Genomic DNA, 17,456 nt, shown 5'->3' with positions numbered 1-17,456 from the left:
TCCCTTGCGCTTATTCGTCCAATGGCAGGGCCAGCGTAAACACACTGCCCTTGCCGTATTCGCTATCAAACAAAATCTCGCCGCGCAGCAGCGACGCCAGTTTGCGGCTCAGGTGCAGGCCCAGGCCGGTGCCCTCGAACTGCCGCAACGCATTCCCGTCCAGTTGGGAGAACGCCTGGAACAGCGTGCCGCGCTGCTCTTCGCCGATGCCGATGCCGGTATCGCTGACACTGATGGTGGCGCACGAGCGCGCACCCACCATCGACTTCGCCAGCCGCACCAGCACCGTGCCGTGGTTGGTGAACTTGATCGCATTGTGGACCAGGTTCATCAGAATCTGCTGTACCGCACGGCGGTCGCTGGACACCGTCAGATTCTCCGGCGACGCATCGAATTCCAGCGCCAGTCCCTTGCTGCGCGCCTGCTGCTGGAATGAGGACAGCACCTCATCGATCAATTCGCGGCACGGCAGCGGGGCCACTTCCAGCGCGACCCTGCCGGATTCGATACGGGTTAAATCAAGTAAATCATTAATCAGCGACAGCAGGTGGCGCGCACTGCTCTGCACCATGCGCAATTGCCTGCCCTGCTCCTCATTGATGGGCCCAGGCAACTTCATCAGCATAGTACCCGTAAAACCGATGATCGCGTTCAACGGCGTACGCAATTCGTGCGACATACCGGCCAGGAAACGGTCCTTGGTCGCTACCGCTTTTGCAAGTTCGACATTCTTTTCCTGTAGCGTCAGTTCAATCCGCTTGCGCTCGCTGATATCGCGGATCGCGCTCATCACCAGCGTGCCCTCTTCGGTGGCCACCGGACTCAGGCTGATCTCCACCGGGAATTCAGCGCCATCGCTGCGCAAGCCATACAGGTCACGGCCGCTGCCCATGGCGCGTACCAGCGGCTGCACGGCAAAGCCGGCGCGGTGCTTGATGTGGGCGCTGCGCAAGCGCTCCGGCATCAGCTGCTCCAGCGCCATGCCGCGCAGCGCGTGACGCGGATAGCCAAACAGCTGTTCGGCCTGGCGGTTGGCCAGCACGATGCGGCCGGCCGCGTTGGCCATGATGATCGCGTCCGGCACCGACTCCAGGATGCCGTCGTAGCGCGCCTCGACCAGCTTGGCGTCGCGCAGCACCTTGAGCGCGGTGACATCCTTTTTACTCCACAACATGGTGTCGGGCTGGCCATCGGCGCCGCGCACCAGCTTGCATGAGCCATCGATGTAGATCAGCGTGCCATCCTTGGCCTGGCGCATCGACTCATAGCTGGCAATGCCGTCATGCAGCGCCTGCTGCTGCAGCTCGGCGCCGTCGCGGACCAGGTCGGCAGGCATGATCAACTGCTCCAGCAGACGGCCCACGGCCTCCTCGCTGGTATAGCCAAACACCGCCTGCGCCCCCTTGTTCCAGCACAGCACCTCGCCGCCGGGCGTGGTCAGCACGACAGCGTCAGGGCTTTCATTCAGGATCAGGGTGCCGAAATCGATCGTCATCGCCTCGCCTTTTTGCTACGCATACAGGCTAACCATACAACAACGAGGCTGAAACATAGTCACACAAAATCACGCGCGCGCGCGCGGGGCCACATCGGCGATCTCTTGCAGCGCGCAGCGCAGGATGGCGGGATGCCGGCCCAGCGCTACATGGCCTATGGCGCCGAAGACCAGATTGCGCGCACCAGGCAAGTCACTGGAGTCTTGCGGCGCGATGATATTGTCGTGGACAGAATAAATGGAACTGAACAACATCCGTTGCGTATTTGCCTCAGATTCCGCCAGGGTGCCCAGCCATGCACTGTCACGTCGCATTTGCAAGGCATTGCTGCCCGGCCCCAAGTGCGCCAGCACCGTGCCGTGATGCGGCGTGCCCAGCGTGATCACCTTGGCGATATGCGCATCGCCGTAGCGGCGCAGATAGGCGCGCGCCACCAGCCCGCCCATGCTGTGTCCGACAATGACGACTTGCGCGCTGCCGGTCTCGGCGCGCAGGCGCTCCACCGCCGAGTGCACCTGCGGTGCGAAATCGTCGATAGACGCACCCGGCGGCTCCAGGTCAATGCCGTAATGGCTGATAAGCGCCTGCCGCAGCAGCTTGCTCATCGGTAGCCAGTAGCCGCTGTTGCAGCCATAACCGTGAATCAGCAGCACCGGCAGACCTTGTTGTTGCTGACGCGGCTGTAACTGCATGCCGATCGGCCGCAGCATGTAGTACGAGGAGGTCAGCATCGACGCATGAAACTCGTGGCAGAACAGGCTGGCGGCGCTGAGCAGGTTCAGTGCATGGCCGGGCGGCGTGACGCTGCTGGCGCGCGCGCTCAGGTAGAAGTTATTCGCCGAAATCAGCAGCCGTATCAGCAGCATCGCCGCCAAGCCGCACGCCAGGTAAAACGCCACCGTCGCCGGTGCGCTCAGTTCGGCCTGCCAGGCGGGCCGCCACCAGTGATAGAGGCCGTACGCCAGCAAGCCAATCAACAGGGCTTGCGCCGCCAGCAGCAGGATCAGCAGTCGTTTGATCATGCACCCATGATACCGTGTTTATGCGCGCGTGGGACGGGCCGCCGGCCGGCCGTTCAGCTGCTGCGCCAGCCCGCTGGCCAGCCGCGCGACCATGGCGTAGATCGACAGCTGCGGATTGGCGCCGATCGAAGTCGGGAACAGCGAGCCATCGTGCACCGACAGGTTGGCCAGGCCATGATAGCGGCCGTCAGAACCGGTCACGCCCAGGCGCTCGTCGTCCGACATGCCGCAGCCGCCCATGACGTGCGCCGACACCATCCGCGTTTGCAGCAGCTTGTACGGCAAGGCGTTGATGGCGGCCTGGGCCTGGGTCCAGCTGGTGTAGGCGGCGCCGCGTTCGTGCGCCGGCGTGACACTGATGGCGCCGGCGGCAAACTGGATTTCCGCCATGCTCAGCAAGGCGCGCCGCGCGCCATCCCAGATGAACGAAGAAACTGGATAATCCAGCACCGGCGCGCCATGCACCAGTCCCACGCTGCCGCCCGGTGCATCGGCGTGGAAGCCATCGCGCAGCAGCGCCAGCAGCGCGTGCACATGCGGGAACTGCGCCATCACACTGGCGTGCTGCGCGCCGAAACCCGGCATGGTGGTCGAGAACAGCAGCGGATGAATCGGCGGCGCCTCCAGCTTGTAGCCGATTGCCCCGTCAATGCGGTCGGTGTGCAGGAAATGGTCGGAATACACGGTCTGCGGCGCGCCGGCAAAGCCGTCCACGCGCTGCGCGAAGATGGCGGCCGAGATCACCGTCGGATGCAGGAAGGTGCGCTTGCCCAGCAGTCCTTGCGGATCGGGCGCAGCCGAGCGCAGCAGCAAGGCTGGCGTGTTGATCGCGCCGCCGGCCAGTACAAAGTGTCTGGCGCGCAGGGTCAGGCGGCGGCCGGTGGGACGCAGACCGTCAACGTCCAGCGCCACGCATTCCAGCTGCGTCACCCGGTCCTGCTGGATCACCAGCTTTTCCGCGCGCGCCCGCGTCAGCAGCGTGGCGCCATTGCGCAGCGCCGACGGAATGGTGGTCACCAGCATCGATTGCTTGGCGTTGGTCGGACAGCCCATGCCGCAATAGCCGAGATTCCAGCAGCCGTTGACGTTGCGGCGTATCAGCCCGGTGGGAATGTTCAGCTTGGCTGCGCCGCGTTTCAGCAGATCATTGTTTTCGTTGGGTGGCGTCGGCCAGTCGCTGATACTGAGGCGTTCCTCCATCATGCCGAACCATGGCGCCAGCGAGGCGGTGGTGTAATCCTTCAGGCCAAACTGCTTGTTCCAGTAGCGCAGCGTGATGTCCGGCGTGCGGAAGCTGCTGGTCCAGTTGATGGTGGTGCTGCCGCCAACCGCGCGTCCTTGCAGGATGGTGATGCCCTTGTCCCTGGTCTTGCGCGCGGCCGACTCCTGGTACAGCGACGGATAAGCATCCGCCTCGCGCATCTTGAAATCGCGCGAGGATTTCAGCGCGCCCTCTTCCACGATGATGACCTTCAGGCCGGACAGGGTCAGGATCTCGGCGCTGACGCCGCCGCCGGCGCCGCTGCCAACGATGACCACGTCCGCCTCCAGCACCTGATCGGTTTCCAGCCGCGCGCAATCGGTCACGCGCCAGCCGGCGGCGATGCCGGCCTGGACCGGGTCTTCGATCACGCTCATGCCAGCAGCTCCTTCATCGGCCCCGGATAGCCTATGGCCTGCCAGGTCGACGGATCGGCATACCAAGCGCCAATGATCAGGTCGTGCAGCGCGTGGTAGCCAACTTGCAGCATATCCCAGCTATGCGTGCGCCAGCTTTGCAGGAATTGCGCCACCTGCTGCGGATCGGCCTGCGACCATCCACCGCGCACGCCGGTCAGCAAGCGCCGGGCCGGCCCCAGCGCCAGCAGCCCGAATAAATCCTGCACCTCTTTTTGCGTCGCCAGCGGCAAGCCCAGCACGGCGTCGCGCACGCGCTGGCTAGCGGCGGCCAGCGCCTCAGCGCGGGCGGCCGGCTGCTCCGGCAGCACCGGGCCCAGCATGGCCGGGATCACCGCATGCAGCACGGCCAATGCCTCGCCATTGAGGGAAAAACGGGCAACGTCCGGCGGATACGCCAGACGATAGACGGCGCCGCCGGCGGCAAGGGTGCACGCGCCGGCCACGCCGATCTTCAGCCAAGATCTGCGGGATACCTGCATAGTCTCCGTCCATTTTTATGGTTTTGCACTAGTGTAAGCCAAAGCGCAAAACCGCCAACTTGCAAAGTTAGAGGATGGCGTCTACAACGCTTATTCGGTGGCCACCACCGCCGGCAGATAGCCATCGCAGAACTCCTGCGGCATGCGGCGCGCGCGGCCGCTGCTGATTTCGATGCACACCAGCACCCAGCGGCCGCGCAGCACGGTGGCGCCGTCGCTGGCGCGCAGCAGCTGAAAGCGGCGCTCCATATTCAGCTTGCCGTCGGTGCTGTACAGCCAGGTGCCGAGTATCAGCTGCTCGCCGGCGGCAGTCGGCAGGATGTATTCGTACTCGGAGCGGCGGATCGCCATCGCCCGGTCCAGGCGGCGATAATCTGCCAGGCTCAGGCCCAGCGCCTCGGAGTGCGCCCAGCCGGCTTTTTCGCACCATTGCACATAGACGGCGTTATTGGTGTGGTCCAGCCCGTCGATATCGCCGGCCGACGGCGATAGTTCCAGCGTATAGGGTTGTGGATGATCCCAGTTCATGGCTGCTTCTTTCCGTGCTCGCCCTGCATATGCCGGGCAATGCCGCGCAGGATGTTGACCTCTTCCTTCTCCAGCTGCGCGCGCGCGAACAGGCGCTTCAGGCGCGGCATCAGCTTGCGCGGATTGCTGGCGTCGAGAAAGCCGATTGCCACCAGCGCCTGCTCCAGGTGGGTGTACATGCCCTCGATCTGCTCGATGCTGGCGGCCTCGCCGTGGAAGCCGACCTCGCTGGCGTCGCCGGCCGGCCGGCGCGGCGTGTGCGTCACCCCGCCGCTGTCCAGCACCGCCATGCGGCATTCATAGGCCAGCACCTGCGCCGCCTGCGACAGGTTCAGCGACGAGTAATCGGGGTTGGCGGGAATATTGATCAGTACATTACATTTCTCGACCAGTTCGTTCGGCAGGCCGAAGCGCTCATTGCCGAAAATCAGCGCGGCACGCAATTCCGGCTGCGCCGTCAGCTGGCCGGCAAATTGACGCGGCGACAACACCGGCGGCGAAAATTCGCGCAGCCGGGCCGAGACAGCGGCGGCGAAATTGACGCCTTCCAGCGCCTCGGCCATGCTGCCGACCACGCGCGCGCCGGCCAAAATATCCTGCGCGCCGCTGGCGAAAGCCACCGCTTCCGGGTCCTGCAAAGCATCCTCGAAGCGCGGCGTGACCAGCACCAGATCGCTGTAGCCCATGGTTTTCATGGCGCGCGCCACCGCCCCGATATTGCCTGCGCGGCTAGTCTCGACCAGAATAAATCGCAGATGTTTGAAAAGATTCGTGTTGATTTGGGGCAGGTTCATTTAAAATAGCGCAATCGCGCGGTATCGATACGGAAATTCCAGCAGAATTTTACCTGTTGCCACCGCCTTGCTCTTTGTCATTTTGTCTCCTGTCGTGCCGCCGGGCTGGAATTCCCCCGGTGGGCGTTAGCATTTTTATACGGAAAAGCCCATGCATCCAATGATCAATACGGCCGTGAAGGCCGCTCGCCGCGCTGCGGCCGTCATCAACCGCGCTTCCTTCGACCTTGACCGCGTCATCGTCACCGAGAAGAACCACAAGGACTTCGTCACCGACGTCGACCAGGCTGCTGAACAAGCCATTATCGAAGTGCTGTCGAAAGCTTACCCTGACCACGCCTTCCTGGCGGAAGAATCCGGCGCATCGGCCAATGCCCACGACGAGGCAGAATACACCTGGATCATCGACCCGATCGATGGCACCACCAACTTCCTGCACGGCTTCCCGCAATACTGCATCTCGATCGCGCTGTCGCAGCGTGGCGTGATCACCCAGGGCATCATCTATGACCCGGTACGCAACGACCTGTTCACCGCCACCAAGGGCGCCGGCGCCTATCTGAACGAAAAACGCATCCGCGTCGGCAAGCTGGACCGCATCTCGAATGCGCTGCTGGCCACCGGCTACCAGGCCGGCAATCCGAAAGCCCTGATCGAATACCTGGAAATGTACGGCATCATGGCCGAGCGCAGCCACGGCGTGCGCCGCGCCGGCAGCGCCGCGCTGGACCTGGCCTATGTCGCCTGCGGCCGCCTCGACGGCTTCTACGAAAAAGGCCTGAAGCCCTGGGATATCGCCGCCGGTTCCCTGATGGTCACTGAAGCGGGTGGCATCGTCGGCGAGTTCAGCGGCGAATCCGACTACCTGTACAAAGGAGACGTCATCGCCGCCAGCCCGAAAGTCTTCGCGCAAATGGTTGGCCTCCTGACCCCCTTCGCATAACACCACGCTCGACAGTTTGTTACAAAAAAAGGGAGCTCCGGCTCCCTTTTTTATCTCTGTTTTATTTCCCATTTGAAACTAGATGCTATACTGAAAGCTGCGGCATACGCCCAGTCCTGTAGAATCTTTACGTAAAGTTAATATGTCCTTTTCCTCTCTCGGTTTGTCCGACGCCCTGATGCGCGCTGTTAGCGATACCGGCTACACCACGCCTACGCCGATCCAGCAGCAGGCCATTCCCGCTGTGTTGAACGGCGGCGACCTGCTGGCGGGCGCACAAACCGGCACCGGCAAGACGGCCGGCTTCACGCTGCCGCTGCTGCACCGTCTGTCGACCGACGCGATCGGTTCCAAGCTGACCAGCAATAATTCGCCACGCGCCATCCGCGCGCTGATCCTGACCCCGACCCGCGAACTGGCGGCCCAGGTCGAGGAAAGCGTGCGCACCTACGGCAAGTACACCAAGCTGAATTCGGCGGTGATCTTTGGCGGTGTGGGCATCAATCCGCAGATCAAGCAACTGAAGCACGGCGTCGACATCCTGGTCGCCACGCCGGGCCGCCTGCTGGACCATATGGAACAGGGCACGGTAGACCTGAGCAAGATCGAAATCCTGGTACTGGACGAAGCCGACCGCATGCTGGACATGGGCTTCATCCGCGACATCCGCAAAGTGCTGGCCAAGCTGCCGCCGAAGCGCCAGAACCTGCTGTTCTCGGCCACCTTCTCGGACGAGATCAAAGCGCTGGCCGACGGCCTGCTGAACAACCCGGCGATGATCGAAGTGGCGCGCCGCAACGCCACCTCCGACGTCATCGCGCAGAAGATCCACCCGGTCGACCGCGACAAGAAGCACCCGATGCTGGCGCACCTGATCAAATCCAACAACTGGTCGCAAGTGCTGGTGTTCACCCGCACCAAGCACGGCGCCAACAAGCTGGTCGAACAGCTGGAAAAAGACGGCATCGGCGCGATGGCGATCCACGGCAACAAGAGCCAGTCGGCGCGCACCAAGGCGCTGTCCGAATTCAAGGACAACAAGCTGCAAGTGCTGGTGGCAACCGACATCGCCGCACGCGGCATCGACATCGACCAGTTGCCGCACGTGGTCAACTACGACCTGCCGAACGTGCCGGAAGACTATGTGCACCGCATCGGCCGTACCGGCCGCGCCGGCGCGACCGGCGAAGCGGTATCGCTGGTCTGCGTGGACGAGCACGACATGCTGAAAGATATCGAAAAGCTGATCAAGCAGACGCTGCCGCGCGACGTGATCCCAGGCTTCGAACCTGATCCGACCGCGCGTCCGCAACCGATCCAGCTGCGCAGCGGCGGCCCTGGCCACCGCAACGGCGGCAATCGGGGCGGCGGTGCCGGCGGTGGCGGTGGCGCCCGCAAACCAGGCAGCGGCAACGGCGGCGGCAACAAGCCACGCTCGGCCGGCGGCAACGGCGGCGGCGCACCCCGCGGCAATGGCGGTGGCAACGCCCCACGCGCCGCAGCCCAGCACCGCTCAGGCGGCCGCGGCCGCTAAGCAGTTAGCCCACTGCCAGAAGGGGGCTGCCCCCGAATCCGGGGTCAGTTCTGCCAAACGTACATGAGCTCGTGTACGATAGGCAGAACTGACCCCGGAGTTGTTTCATGCCCAAGTTTGCCGCCAATCTGTCGATGTTGTACACCGACGCGCCTTTTCTGGATCGCTTTGCGCTTGCCCATGCGGCGGGTTTTGAGGCGGTTGAGTTCCTGTTTCCTTACGCTTTCGGGGCGCGGCAGATCGCCGAGCGCCTGCGCCGCTATCAGCTGAAGCTGGTGCTGTTCAATCTGCCCGCCGGCGACTGGAACGCTGGTGATCGCGGCATGGCCTGCGATCCGCGCCGCATCAGCGAGTTCCGCGACGGTGTGGCGAGTGCGCTCGAATACGCCACCGAGCTGGGCGTCACGCAGCTGCATTGCATGGCGGGCAAGCTGCCCGCTGGCCTGGCGCCGCAACTGGCGCACGATACCTATGTCGATAATCTGCGCTATGCGGCAGGCCAGCTGGCGCCCGCCGGCATCAATCTGCTGATCGAACCGATCAATCATTTCGACATGCCCGGCTATCTGCTGAACCGCAGCCGCCAGTCGCTGGATGTCATCGCCGAGGCCGGCTGTCCCAATCTGTTCTTGCAGTACGACATCTACCACATGCAGCGTATGGAAGGCGAACTCTGCAACACCATCCAGGCCCATCTGCCGCTGATCAAGCACATGCAGGTGGCCGATACGCCCGGCCGCCACGAGCCTGGCACCGGCGAGATCAATTACCGCCACCTGTTCGCCTTCATCGACCGGATCGGCTATGACGGCTGGCTCGGCTGCGAATACATCCCCAGCGCAGACACCAACGAAGGCCTCGGCTGGCGCAGCGCGCTGACCACCTAGTCTGCGCTGGCGCAACACGCGCTTATTCACCGTAGGCAACAATCATCCCACTCAACCGTGGGGTGATCATGCAACGTCTCTTATCGATACTCGCCTTGCTGGCCATACTGACCGGCTGCGCCAGCAGCACGCCGCGCATGGCCGAGGTGCGCGCCTTCGCCGCCGGTGCGCCCAAGCTGGGCGCTTATCACGAGCTGACCGAACGCTACCGCCAAACTTACCAGCGCCAGCAACCGTTCATGTATGCCGCCGCCGACGCCATCGAACAGCAGCTGGACGCGCGCCGCCAGCAGGCCTGCGACGATTTCATCCAGCTGCAATATGGCTTGCAGGCCTATATGCAGACGCTGGGCAGGCTGGCCGGCGATAGCCAGTACGATCTGGAGGACCAGGTCAAGCATCTCAGCTCCAGCATCAAGGCCTGGCCCGATACCGGTCTGGAAGACCGCCACGTCAACGCCTTTGCCGGCCTGGCGCGGCTGGCACTGCGCGGCGTCACTGGGCCGCAGCAGGAGCAAACCGTCAACCAGCTGCTGCGCGACGCCCGCCAGCCAGTACACGAGGTGCTGGATGCCATGCGCATCCTGCTGCGCCTGTACGACAAGTCCAACGATAACGAAGAGGATATCGTCATCGGCATGCTGGAATCGGAAATCCCCTTCCTCGATCCCGGCCGCGATCGGCTGCTGCTGGCCTTGTCCAAGTCGTTGCAACAGCAGAAGCAGGCCGAGTTCCGCCTGATCGGCCTGCGCTACACGCTGGCGCGCAAGAATCTCGACCTGATCGAACAGCGCCACCGCGCCCTGCTCGACACCCTCCCCGCCCATTAAGGAGCCGCCATGGCAGACCCGCAGCAGCAAGTCCGCGTGGAAGCGCTGGCCGATCAGCTCTCCGCCAATGCCGACGCGCTGCATCGCCGCCTGATGCGCGCGATCGGCGCCCAGACCATTACGCGCAACGCGGCGCAAGCGCTGTTTGCCAGCGAGGTCGCGCTACGCCAGCAGGCCAACCAGTGGTACCTGGACACCGGCGTGCTGGCCGCCAGTGGACTGGACGCTCAGCGGCAGCAGCTACAAACGCTGGCCACGCGCGCCGAACACATCATCGAGCGCATTGACCGCCTCAAGGACCTGGCCGACCTGGCGGCGGAACTGGTCGGCGCCAGCGCCGCCAGCGCCAGCGGCAAGCTGGAGGGCGTGCTGCCGGCGCTGGAAAAACTCAAGCACCATATTGAAGCGTTATAGAACCATCGCCGCGCGCGCCGGTCCAATCCCGGAAGGAGCACGGCATGAACAGACTGGATCAGGAACAATGGCACACCCTGCAAGCGCGGCTGGAACGCGCCAGTGCCGCGCTGCTCAGCCAGCTTGCGGATGATCTCGACCGCGACACCGACTTGCGCCAGCCGCTGCCACATCAGGCCGAAGCCTCGCCGGCCGATAATGCCAGCCAACGCGCGCTGCGCGCCGCCGTGCACGAGGCCGCCACGCAGACGGGGCGCCAGCTGGACGTTGTGCGGCACGCCCTTGGCAAGTTCAGTCAGCAGAGTTATGGATTGTGTGAGCGCTGCGGCGAGCCGATCGGCTATTCGCGGCTGAACGCCCGCCCGGAAGCGCGCCTGTGCATCGCTTGCCAGACATGGCTGGAAAGCAGCGGCCGCTAGTCGCCGCTCAGCCAGGGCTGGCTGCGGATTTTGGCCACCTGCCGCTGCGCCATCAAGCGCCATAGCTGCAAGGCATCAGCCTGCGCCGCCACGGTCATGGTACGCGGCGAGGCCAGCGCGATCTCGCAATCGCGGTCCGACCATTCGGCAAAGCGCACCGCGCCGCCGCTGGCCACTTCCATTTCGTACATCAAGCCGTCGTCATAGCCGAAGCGCAGCACGGCGCTGCCGGGACCGCCCTCCGGGCCATTGGTCTTGCCGCTGTAGACGTCGGCCAGCGCAGCCGCCATCTGGGCCTCGGACGGCGCAGCCACGTCGCGCCCGTCGGGACGAGTGAGTACTAGCCATGCCTGGGTCATTGCAGCCTCCGCTCTCGGTTTGATGTCTGCAGACTATCATACCGAAAATTGCCTTCTGCGCAGGCTTAGTCTCAGATATGCAACAACGCCAGCCAAATGGCAGATAGCAAGCCGACACTGTTGCCAGGACTCAGATGAGACTCAAGCTGAGACTCAGGCGGGCACCGGCAGCGAGTTGGGGTCGAAGTCGCGCCAGTCGCCGCCGGTGATGCTGCCTTCCGCACGTTCGATATCGCGCGCGCCCAGCTGCCGCAGAATTTCCAGCGCGCGTGCCTCCTGGCCAGGTTCCTCCACCGCGACGGCGATCATCATGCCGGCTTTGCGTGGCGGATGGACATTGCTGCCGTCCTCGTCCGGCTCGCCGCGCTCCTTCATTTTATTCAGGCTGTACAGCGAGCCCACGTGAGCGCCCACCAGCGCCCCCACCACCGGTCCGACCGGGCCGGTCACTGGTATCGTCGCCGCGCCGGCCACTGCACCGGCAATCGCGCCGGCCGCTCCGCCCTGCAGCACGCCCTCGTCGCTTTCCTTGGCGCCGGGCGACTTGTCGTGATCGCCGCCGAGCTCGTGCAAGTCGTGCTGGCCGGGTGGATTGACGTAAAAGGAACTGATACGCGCCGCCGCGAAGCCAGCGCCCAGCAGGGCCAGGCGCGCGTCGGCGATTTCATCCTGCAACTGAAAGTGGGCCGCAATAATCGTGCTCATTGGTCTTCTCCTGGATTAAGGTTGCCCCAGTGTGCCCCGCATGGGCTGTGGCTTCCGTTCGCTCCCGCACTATTAAAAAGGTTGTACGCAGAAGGCTTATCCGTAATAATTAATTGATAGCATTTTCGAGCAGCAAGCTTCCATTTCGATAGGAACGCCTGATGGAGTTCGATGATCAATCGCCGCCGCGCTACCAACCGCTAGTCGATCTGCGTAACGGCGCGGTCGCCTGCGTCGAGGCATTGCCGGCGCACGGCGACACCCTGGCGCAACTGCGACGCAGCTGTGAAGACCGCCAATTGTGGCAAGGCGGCGTGCTGAACTGCTGCGATCTGCAAGTGGCGCTGAATCTCGGCCCACGCCAGCTGCACGATCCGCGCTTCGGCCCGAGCGTCGCGGCCCTGCTCGACGCCTACGCTATCGCCCCGGCCGCGCTGACGCTGGAACTGGACGAAGCCAGCCTGATGCTGGACGCGGCCGCCAGCACCAGCACGCTGGAGTTCCTGAAACGACTGGGCGTCAGCCTGACGCTGGACCAGTTCGGCGCCGGTCCCGCCTGCCTGGACAACCTGCGGCGCTATCCGTTCGACTACATCAAGATCGATCCGGCGGTGATCCACGGCGTCGCCGACAACGAAGCCACCGCAGCGCTATGCCATGCGCTGATCGCCATGGCGCTGCATCTGGGCATCCGCGTTGCCGCCGACGGCGTGCAGACCGAAGCCCAAGGCGCCTTCCTGCGCGACAATCTGTGCGACCTGGTGCAAGGCGATATCTACGCCGCGCCGCAATCGGCGGAACAGCTGGGCGCGCTGCTGCGCGAGGACCGCCGCCTGGCGCCGCACCTGCTGCGGGTGCAGAAGAAGCGCCGCAAGCTGCTGCTGGTCGACGACGAGGCCAATATCGTCTCGGCGCTGAAGCGCCTGCTGCGCCCGGATGGCTATGACATCCACACCGCCAGCTCCGGCGAACAGGGTCTGGAGATGCTGGCGCAGCTGCCGGTGGACGTGATCATCTCCGACCAGCGCATGCCCGGCCTGAACGGCGCCGACTTCCTACGCCAGGCACGCATCCTGCGGCCGGACACCATCCGCATCATGCTTTCCGGCTACACCGAGCTGCAATCGGTGACCGACGCCGTCAACGAGGGCGCAATCTACAAATTCCTCACCAAGCCGTGGAACGACGAGCAGCTGCGCGCCCATCTGGCCGACGCATTCCACCTGAAGGAAATCGCCGATGAAAATGTGCGCCTGAACATGGAGGTGCGCAACGCCAACCACGAGCTGGCCAGCGCCAACCGCCGCATGGAACAATTGCTGCACCAGATGCAGCGCCAGATCGACCGCGACGAGATCAGCCTTAACGTCACGCGAGAAATCCTGCAACAACTACCGCTGCCGGTGATCGGCATGGACGACGACGGCATGATCGCCTTTGTCAACGGCGCCGCCGGCCGGATCTTCCAGCGCAGCGGCGCGCTGCTGGGCAACGACGCCAGCGCCGTGCTGCCGCAACTCTTCCCCGACGGCGCGCTGCCGCAGGAAGGCCACCACATCGACATCGGCGGCACGCGCTACGCGGTCACCGCCTATCCGATGGGGCTGAGTTCGGCCTCGCGCGGCAGCCTGATCACCTTCAGCCCCGGCGAGGCCACGCCATGAGCCAGGCCACCCACGTTGCGCTGGATGAAGTGGTGCGCCGCATCCACGACCTGCCCTCGCTGCCGGCGGTGGTGGCCGAGCTGCTGACCAGCATGCAGGAAGACGATATCGACCTCAACTACCTGGCCGGCCGTATCGCGCTGGATCAGGCGCTGACCGCCAAGACGCTGCGGCTGGCCAATTCCTCGTTCTACGGCATGCCGTCCAAGGTCACCAGCATCCAGCAGGCGATGTCGGTGCTGGGCCTGCACAGCGTGCGCACCCTGGTTACCGCCTGCGGCGTGATCGGCGCAGTGCCGCCGGCCGGTGCCGCACTCGATCTGGACCGCTTCTGGCGCGAAGCCATCGCCACCGCCGTCTGGGCGCGCGCGCTGGCGCGGCAGCTGCGGCAAAGCCCGGAAACCGCCTTCACCGCCGGCCTGTTGCACAACCTGGGCACGCTGGTACTGGCCACCCGCTTTCCGCAGGAATACGCGGCGGTGCCGGCCTGGCGCGCCGAACACGAAGACGCCAGCGTGGCCGACGCGGAACTGGCCGTGTTCGGCGTCGATCACACCCAGGCTGGCAGCGCGCTGGCCGCCTACTGGAAATTCCCGCAGGCGATACAGGACGCGATCAGCCACCAGCATCGCGCCAACGCCACCGGCCTGGCGCTGGCGGTCGGCCTGGCGCATCTGCTGGCCGAGCCGGACGACGCCAGCGAGGCCAGCCACGAACAGCGCGAGCAGGCGTGGCGCCGGCTGGCCTTCGACGACGAACAACGCCAGCAGCTCAGCGCCAGCTGCCCGCTGATGGTCCATGACATGTGTCAGATACTGGTGAACTAGGAATCCACGATGAAACTACCCACGCAGGCGGAAGTCGCGCTGTCCGAATTCTTTGACGGCCACCCGGTCGCCACCTTCGCCATCAACCGCCACCACGTGATCACCCACTGGAACCGCGCCTGCGAGCAGTTGCTGGGCTGGACACGCTCCTGCATGATCGGCACCCGCAACCAGTGGCAGCCGTTCTATAACAAGGAACGGCCACTGCTATGCGACCTGATCCTCACCGGCGAAAGCGAAAGCAATATCGCCTCCCACTATCCGGGCCATACCCACCCATCGGCGCTGATACCGGGCGCCTACGAGTCGGAAGACTTCTTCCCGAATATCGGCGCCAGCGGCCATTGGCTGCACTTCACCGCCGCGCCGCTGCGCGATGTCGACGGCAATGTGGTCGGCGCCATCGAAACGCTGCGTGATGTGACCGAACGCCGTGTCGCCGAAAACGCGCTGCGCAAGTCCAGGGACGGACTGGAGCACATCGTCGAGAAGCGCACCGCCCAGCTGGCCCACGCCAACGACAAGCTGGAGGACGATATCCGCCAGCTGACCGAATTGAACGATCTGCTATCAGCCGCCCAGCAGCAGCTGGTGCAGGCGGAAAAACTGGCCTCGATCGGCCAACTGGCGGCCGGCGTGGCGCACGAGATCAACAACCCGATCGGCTATATCTTCTCCAACGTCGGCACGCTGCAAAACTACCTGGGCCAGCTGTTTGAAATGCTGGACGCCTACCAGGACGCAGAATCCAGCATCGCCCAGCCGGCGGTAGCGAGCAAGCTGCGCGCCATGCGCGAGCGCATCGACCTGGATTTCCTGCGCGAAGACATCCCGGCGCTGATGCGCGAATCCGGCGAGGGACTGGTGCGGGTGCGCCACATCGTCGAGGATCTGAAAGATTTTTCACGCGCCGACAACAACCAGGAATGGTGCCGCGCCGATCTGCACCAGGGCATAGATTCAACGCTCAACATCGTCGCCAACGAAGTCAAATACCACGCCGACGTGGTCAAGGCCTATGGCGATATACCGGAGATTGAATGCCTGCCCTTGCAGATTAACCAGGTGGTGCTGAACCTGGTGGTCAACGCCGCGCAGGCCATGGGCGGCGAACGCGGTAAAATCACCTTACGCACCGGCATGGCCGACGAGCATACCGTCAAGCTGGAAGTGGAAGACACCGGCAACGGCATCGCGCCGGATACGCTGTCGCGCATCTTCGATCCCTTCTTCACCACCAAGGCAGTCGGCAAGGGCACCGGGCTGGGCCTGTCGCTGGCTTATGGCATCGTGCAAAAACACAAGGGCCGCATCGAAGTGGACAGCGAACTGGGGCGCGGCACCTGCTTCCGCGTGCTGCTGCCGATACGCCATACCGAGGAGCAAACATGAGCCGCATACTGCTGGTGGATGATGAGCCTAACATGCTGAGCGCACTGCAACGCGCGCTCCGCCAGAGCAAGGCGCTGGCCGGCTCGCAGATCGAAACCTTTACCAATCCCTTCGACGCGCTGAACCGCATTTGCGTCTGCGAATTCGACCTGGTGGTATCGGATTTCATGATGCCGGAAATGAGCGGCGGGGACTTCCTGCAAGCGCTGAAGGACGTGGCGCCGACCACGGTGCGCATCATGCTGAGCGCCTCCACCGACTTCAAGACTGCGATGACAGCGATCAACGACGCCCATGTATTCCGCTTCATCCCCAAGCCGTGGCAGCAGTCGGAGCTGGAACAGAATATCCTGCAAGCACTGGAAGAACGTCAGCGCCTGCTGGCCGAAGCGGGCAAGGCGCCGTCCGCCCAGGATCTGGAGGCGCAGCGGCTGGAAGAGGAAGAGCCGGGCCTGCTGCACGTCAAGCGCACCGACGACGGCTCCATCATCCTGTAACTACCAGCCGTAAGCGTAGCTGGCCGGATGTTCCGGCGGCGCAGGTGGTGGCGCTGGAGGCGACATCCACTGGCGCGGATCAACCCGGTAGTATTTGAGGAATTCGGCGAACAACTCGGCATGGTGCTCGGCCATCTGATATGGTTTCTCGAAGAAAGTTTCCGTGGCAACCGCGAAGAATTCGGCAGGATTGGTGGCGCCGTAGTGGTCCATCACCGTCGGCTGGCGGTACATGGCATGCATGCGCAGGTTCTGAAAATCGCGCGACAGCACTTCCGACCATTCGCGGTAGCTGGCTGGATTACCCAGGTAAGGCGCACCGTTGGCGCGGCCGGATTCGCTGTCCAATTGGTGCGCAAACTCGTGCAGCACCACATTCTGGCCATCGGTCCAGTCGCCGGCGCCGCGCCGCACATCGTCCCACGACAGCACCACGCGGCCATCGTCCCAGGATTCACCCAGCATGCTCTGGCGGCCCGGCGTGATCACGCCGCCCGGCCCGACTTCGGCGCGCTGCGCCACGAATTCCGAGGGATAGACCAGGATGGTGTGCAGCGCCGGATACACCTTGCTAGGGCGGTTCAGCAACAGCAAACAGGCCTGGCCAGCGATGGTCACTGCCATTTCATCGGTGATCTCCAGCCCTTCGCAGCCGATAAATTTCTTTTGATGCAGGAATTGCACCACCATGCGCCGCAACTGCTGTTGCAGCTCGGGACTCATGCGGCGGTACACCGGTATATTCCGCTGCAACATCAGTTCCGCCTCCGGCGGCAAGGGCCGCGACAGCGCCCGCCGCAAGCGCCAGCGCGGATATATCAAGGGCAGCGCCACTACCAGCACCGTCAGGCTGATCCAGATCAAAGCTTCCATGCCGCAGAGTCCATGTATTGTCTTGATGAGCTAGGTGGGGCTGCATATCAACATTTCAATACGCCAATATGCAAACAGCCGGCGCAAGCGCCGGCTGTTTGATGATACCCCTG

The 17,456-nt window shown here is 63.9% G+C and carries 19 protein-coding genes; 10 read left to right on the top strand and 9 right to left on the bottom strand.

Features of this window, described 5'->3' with window-relative positions; all coding sequences use genetic code 11:
• Window positions 1-10 precede the first annotated feature (10 nt).
• The 6 genes from KW842_RS12155 to KW842_RS12130 form a co-directional block, all read right to left on the bottom strand.
• Window positions 11-1,495: a PAS domain-containing sensor histidine kinase gene (locus tag KW842_RS12155; RefSeq protein WP_218304368.1), complete on the bottom strand. Its 1,485-nt coding sequence runs from the start codon at window positions 1,493-1,495 to the stop codon at window positions 11-13.
• Window positions 1,496-1,564: 69 nt separating this feature from the next.
• The gene (locus tag KW842_RS12150) at window positions 1,565-2,518 is read right to left on the bottom strand and encodes a triacylglycerol lipase (protein ID WP_218304367.1); all 954 of its coding nucleotides are present in this window, start codon (window positions 2,516-2,518) and stop codon (window positions 1,565-1,567) included.
• An 18-nt stretch (window positions 2,519-2,536) separates the two neighbouring features.
• Window positions 2,537-4,156, bottom strand: coding sequence for a GMC family oxidoreductase (locus KW842_RS12145; RefSeq protein ID WP_218304366.1), 1,620 nt, complete (start codon window positions 4,154-4,156; stop codon window positions 2,537-2,539).
• The gene (locus tag KW842_RS12140; protein WP_218304365.1) at window positions 4,153-4,677 is read right to left on the bottom strand and encodes a hypothetical protein; all 525 of its coding nucleotides are present in this window, start codon (window positions 4,675-4,677) and stop codon (window positions 4,153-4,155) included. Before KW842_RS12140 ends, KW842_RS12145 begins: the two co-directional genes overlap by 4 nt.
• 90 nt (window positions 4,678-4,767) lie before the next feature.
• The gene (locus KW842_RS12135; protein ID WP_218304364.1) at window positions 4,768-5,205 is read right to left on the bottom strand and encodes a thioesterase family protein; all 438 of its coding nucleotides are present in this window, start codon (window positions 5,203-5,205) and stop codon (window positions 4,768-4,770) included.
• Window positions 5,202-5,999, bottom strand: a complete 798-nt coding sequence (locus KW842_RS12130) for an RNA methyltransferase (protein WP_218304363.1) — start codon at window positions 5,997-5,999, stop codon at window positions 5,202-5,204. Before KW842_RS12130 ends, KW842_RS12135 begins: the two co-directional genes overlap by 4 nt.
• A 160-nt stretch (window positions 6,000-6,159) precedes the next feature.
• Here KW842_RS12130 and KW842_RS12125 point away from each other — a divergent pair, with 160 nt between their 5' ends.
• From KW842_RS12125 to KW842_RS12100, 6 genes are all read left to right on the top strand, one after another.
• Entirely contained in the window at window positions 6,160-6,942 is a 783-nt protein-coding gene (locus KW842_RS12125) for an inositol monophosphatase family protein (RefSeq protein WP_218304697.1), read from the top strand.
• Window positions 6,943-7,084: 142 nt separating this feature from the next.
• Entirely contained in the window at window positions 7,085-8,476 is a 1,392-nt protein-coding gene (locus tag KW842_RS12120; protein WP_218304362.1) for a DEAD/DEAH box helicase, read from the top strand.
• Between the two features lie 107 nt (window positions 8,477-8,583).
• Window positions 8,584-9,363: a hydroxypyruvate isomerase gene (gene hyi / locus KW842_RS12115; RefSeq protein ID WP_218304361.1), complete on the top strand. Its 780-nt coding sequence runs from the start codon at window positions 8,584-8,586 to the stop codon at window positions 9,361-9,363.
• A 68-nt stretch (window positions 9,364-9,431) separates the two neighbouring features.
• Window positions 9,432-10,193 carry a hypothetical protein gene (locus KW842_RS12110; protein ID WP_218304360.1) on the top strand — a complete coding sequence of 254 codons (762 nt, stop codon included), beginning with the start codon at window positions 9,432-9,434 and terminating at the stop codon, window positions 10,191-10,193.
• 9 nt (window positions 10,194-10,202) lie between these two features.
• Window positions 10,203-10,607: a hypothetical protein gene (locus KW842_RS12105; protein ID WP_218304359.1), complete on the top strand. Its 405-nt coding sequence runs from the start codon at window positions 10,203-10,205 to the stop codon at window positions 10,605-10,607.
• 44 nt (window positions 10,608-10,651) lie between these two features.
• Entirely contained in the window at window positions 10,652-11,026 is a 375-nt protein-coding gene (locus KW842_RS12100; protein ID WP_218304358.1) for a TraR/DksA C4-type zinc finger protein, read from the top strand.
• Here the strand turns inward: KW842_RS12100 and KW842_RS12095 are convergent.
• The gene (locus KW842_RS12095; protein WP_218304357.1) at window positions 11,023-11,385 is read right to left on the bottom strand and encodes a hypothetical protein; all 363 of its coding nucleotides are present in this window, start codon (window positions 11,383-11,385) and stop codon (window positions 11,023-11,025) included. The two genes, KW842_RS12100 and KW842_RS12095, sit on opposite strands and share 4 nt — an antisense overlap.
• A gap of 153 nt (window positions 11,386-11,538) precedes the next feature.
• Entirely contained in the window at window positions 11,539-12,090 is a 552-nt protein-coding gene (locus tag KW842_RS12090) for a glycine zipper domain-containing protein (RefSeq protein WP_218304356.1), read from the bottom strand.
• Between the two features lie 161 nt (window positions 12,091-12,251).
• Here KW842_RS12090 and KW842_RS12085 point away from each other — a divergent pair, with 161 nt between their 5' ends.
• Genes KW842_RS12085 through KW842_RS12070 form a run of 4 tightly spaced genes read left to right on the top strand, consistent with a single transcriptional unit; the run spans window position 12,252 to window position 16,470 of the window.
• Entirely contained in the window at window positions 12,252-13,754 is a 1,503-nt protein-coding gene (locus KW842_RS12085) for an EAL domain-containing protein (RefSeq protein WP_218304355.1), read from the top strand.
• Window positions 13,751-14,581, top strand: a complete 831-nt coding sequence (locus KW842_RS12080) for an HDOD domain-containing protein (RefSeq protein WP_218304354.1) — start codon at window positions 13,751-13,753, stop codon at window positions 14,579-14,581. Before KW842_RS12085 ends, KW842_RS12080 begins: the two co-directional genes overlap by 4 nt.
• Before the next feature lie 9 nt (window positions 14,582-14,590).
• Complete coding sequence (locus KW842_RS12075; protein WP_218304353.1) at window positions 14,591-15,973, top strand: ATP-binding protein; 1,383 nt, start codon at window positions 14,591-14,593, stop codon at window positions 15,971-15,973.
• On the top strand, window positions 15,970-16,470 hold the full coding sequence (locus KW842_RS12070) for a response regulator (protein WP_218304352.1): 501 nt from the start codon (window positions 15,970-15,972) through the stop codon (window positions 16,468-16,470). Before KW842_RS12075 ends, KW842_RS12070 begins: the two co-directional genes overlap by 4 nt.
• Here the strand turns inward: KW842_RS12070 and KW842_RS12065 are convergent, their stop codons facing one another.
• Complete coding sequence (locus KW842_RS12065) at window positions 16,471-17,343, bottom strand: zinc-dependent peptidase (protein ID WP_218304351.1); 873 nt, start codon at window positions 17,341-17,343, stop codon at window positions 16,471-16,473. It abuts the gene before it with no gap.
• Window positions 17,344-17,456 lie beyond the last annotated feature (113 nt).

Source organism: Duganella sp. sic0402, from assembly GCF_019219065.1.
GTDB lineage: Bacteria > Pseudomonadota > Gammaproteobacteria > Burkholderiales > Burkholderiaceae_D > Rugamonas.
The sequence above is the reverse complement of the archived record's forward strand: the minus strand, read 5'-3'. Positions and strand labels throughout refer to the sequence as shown.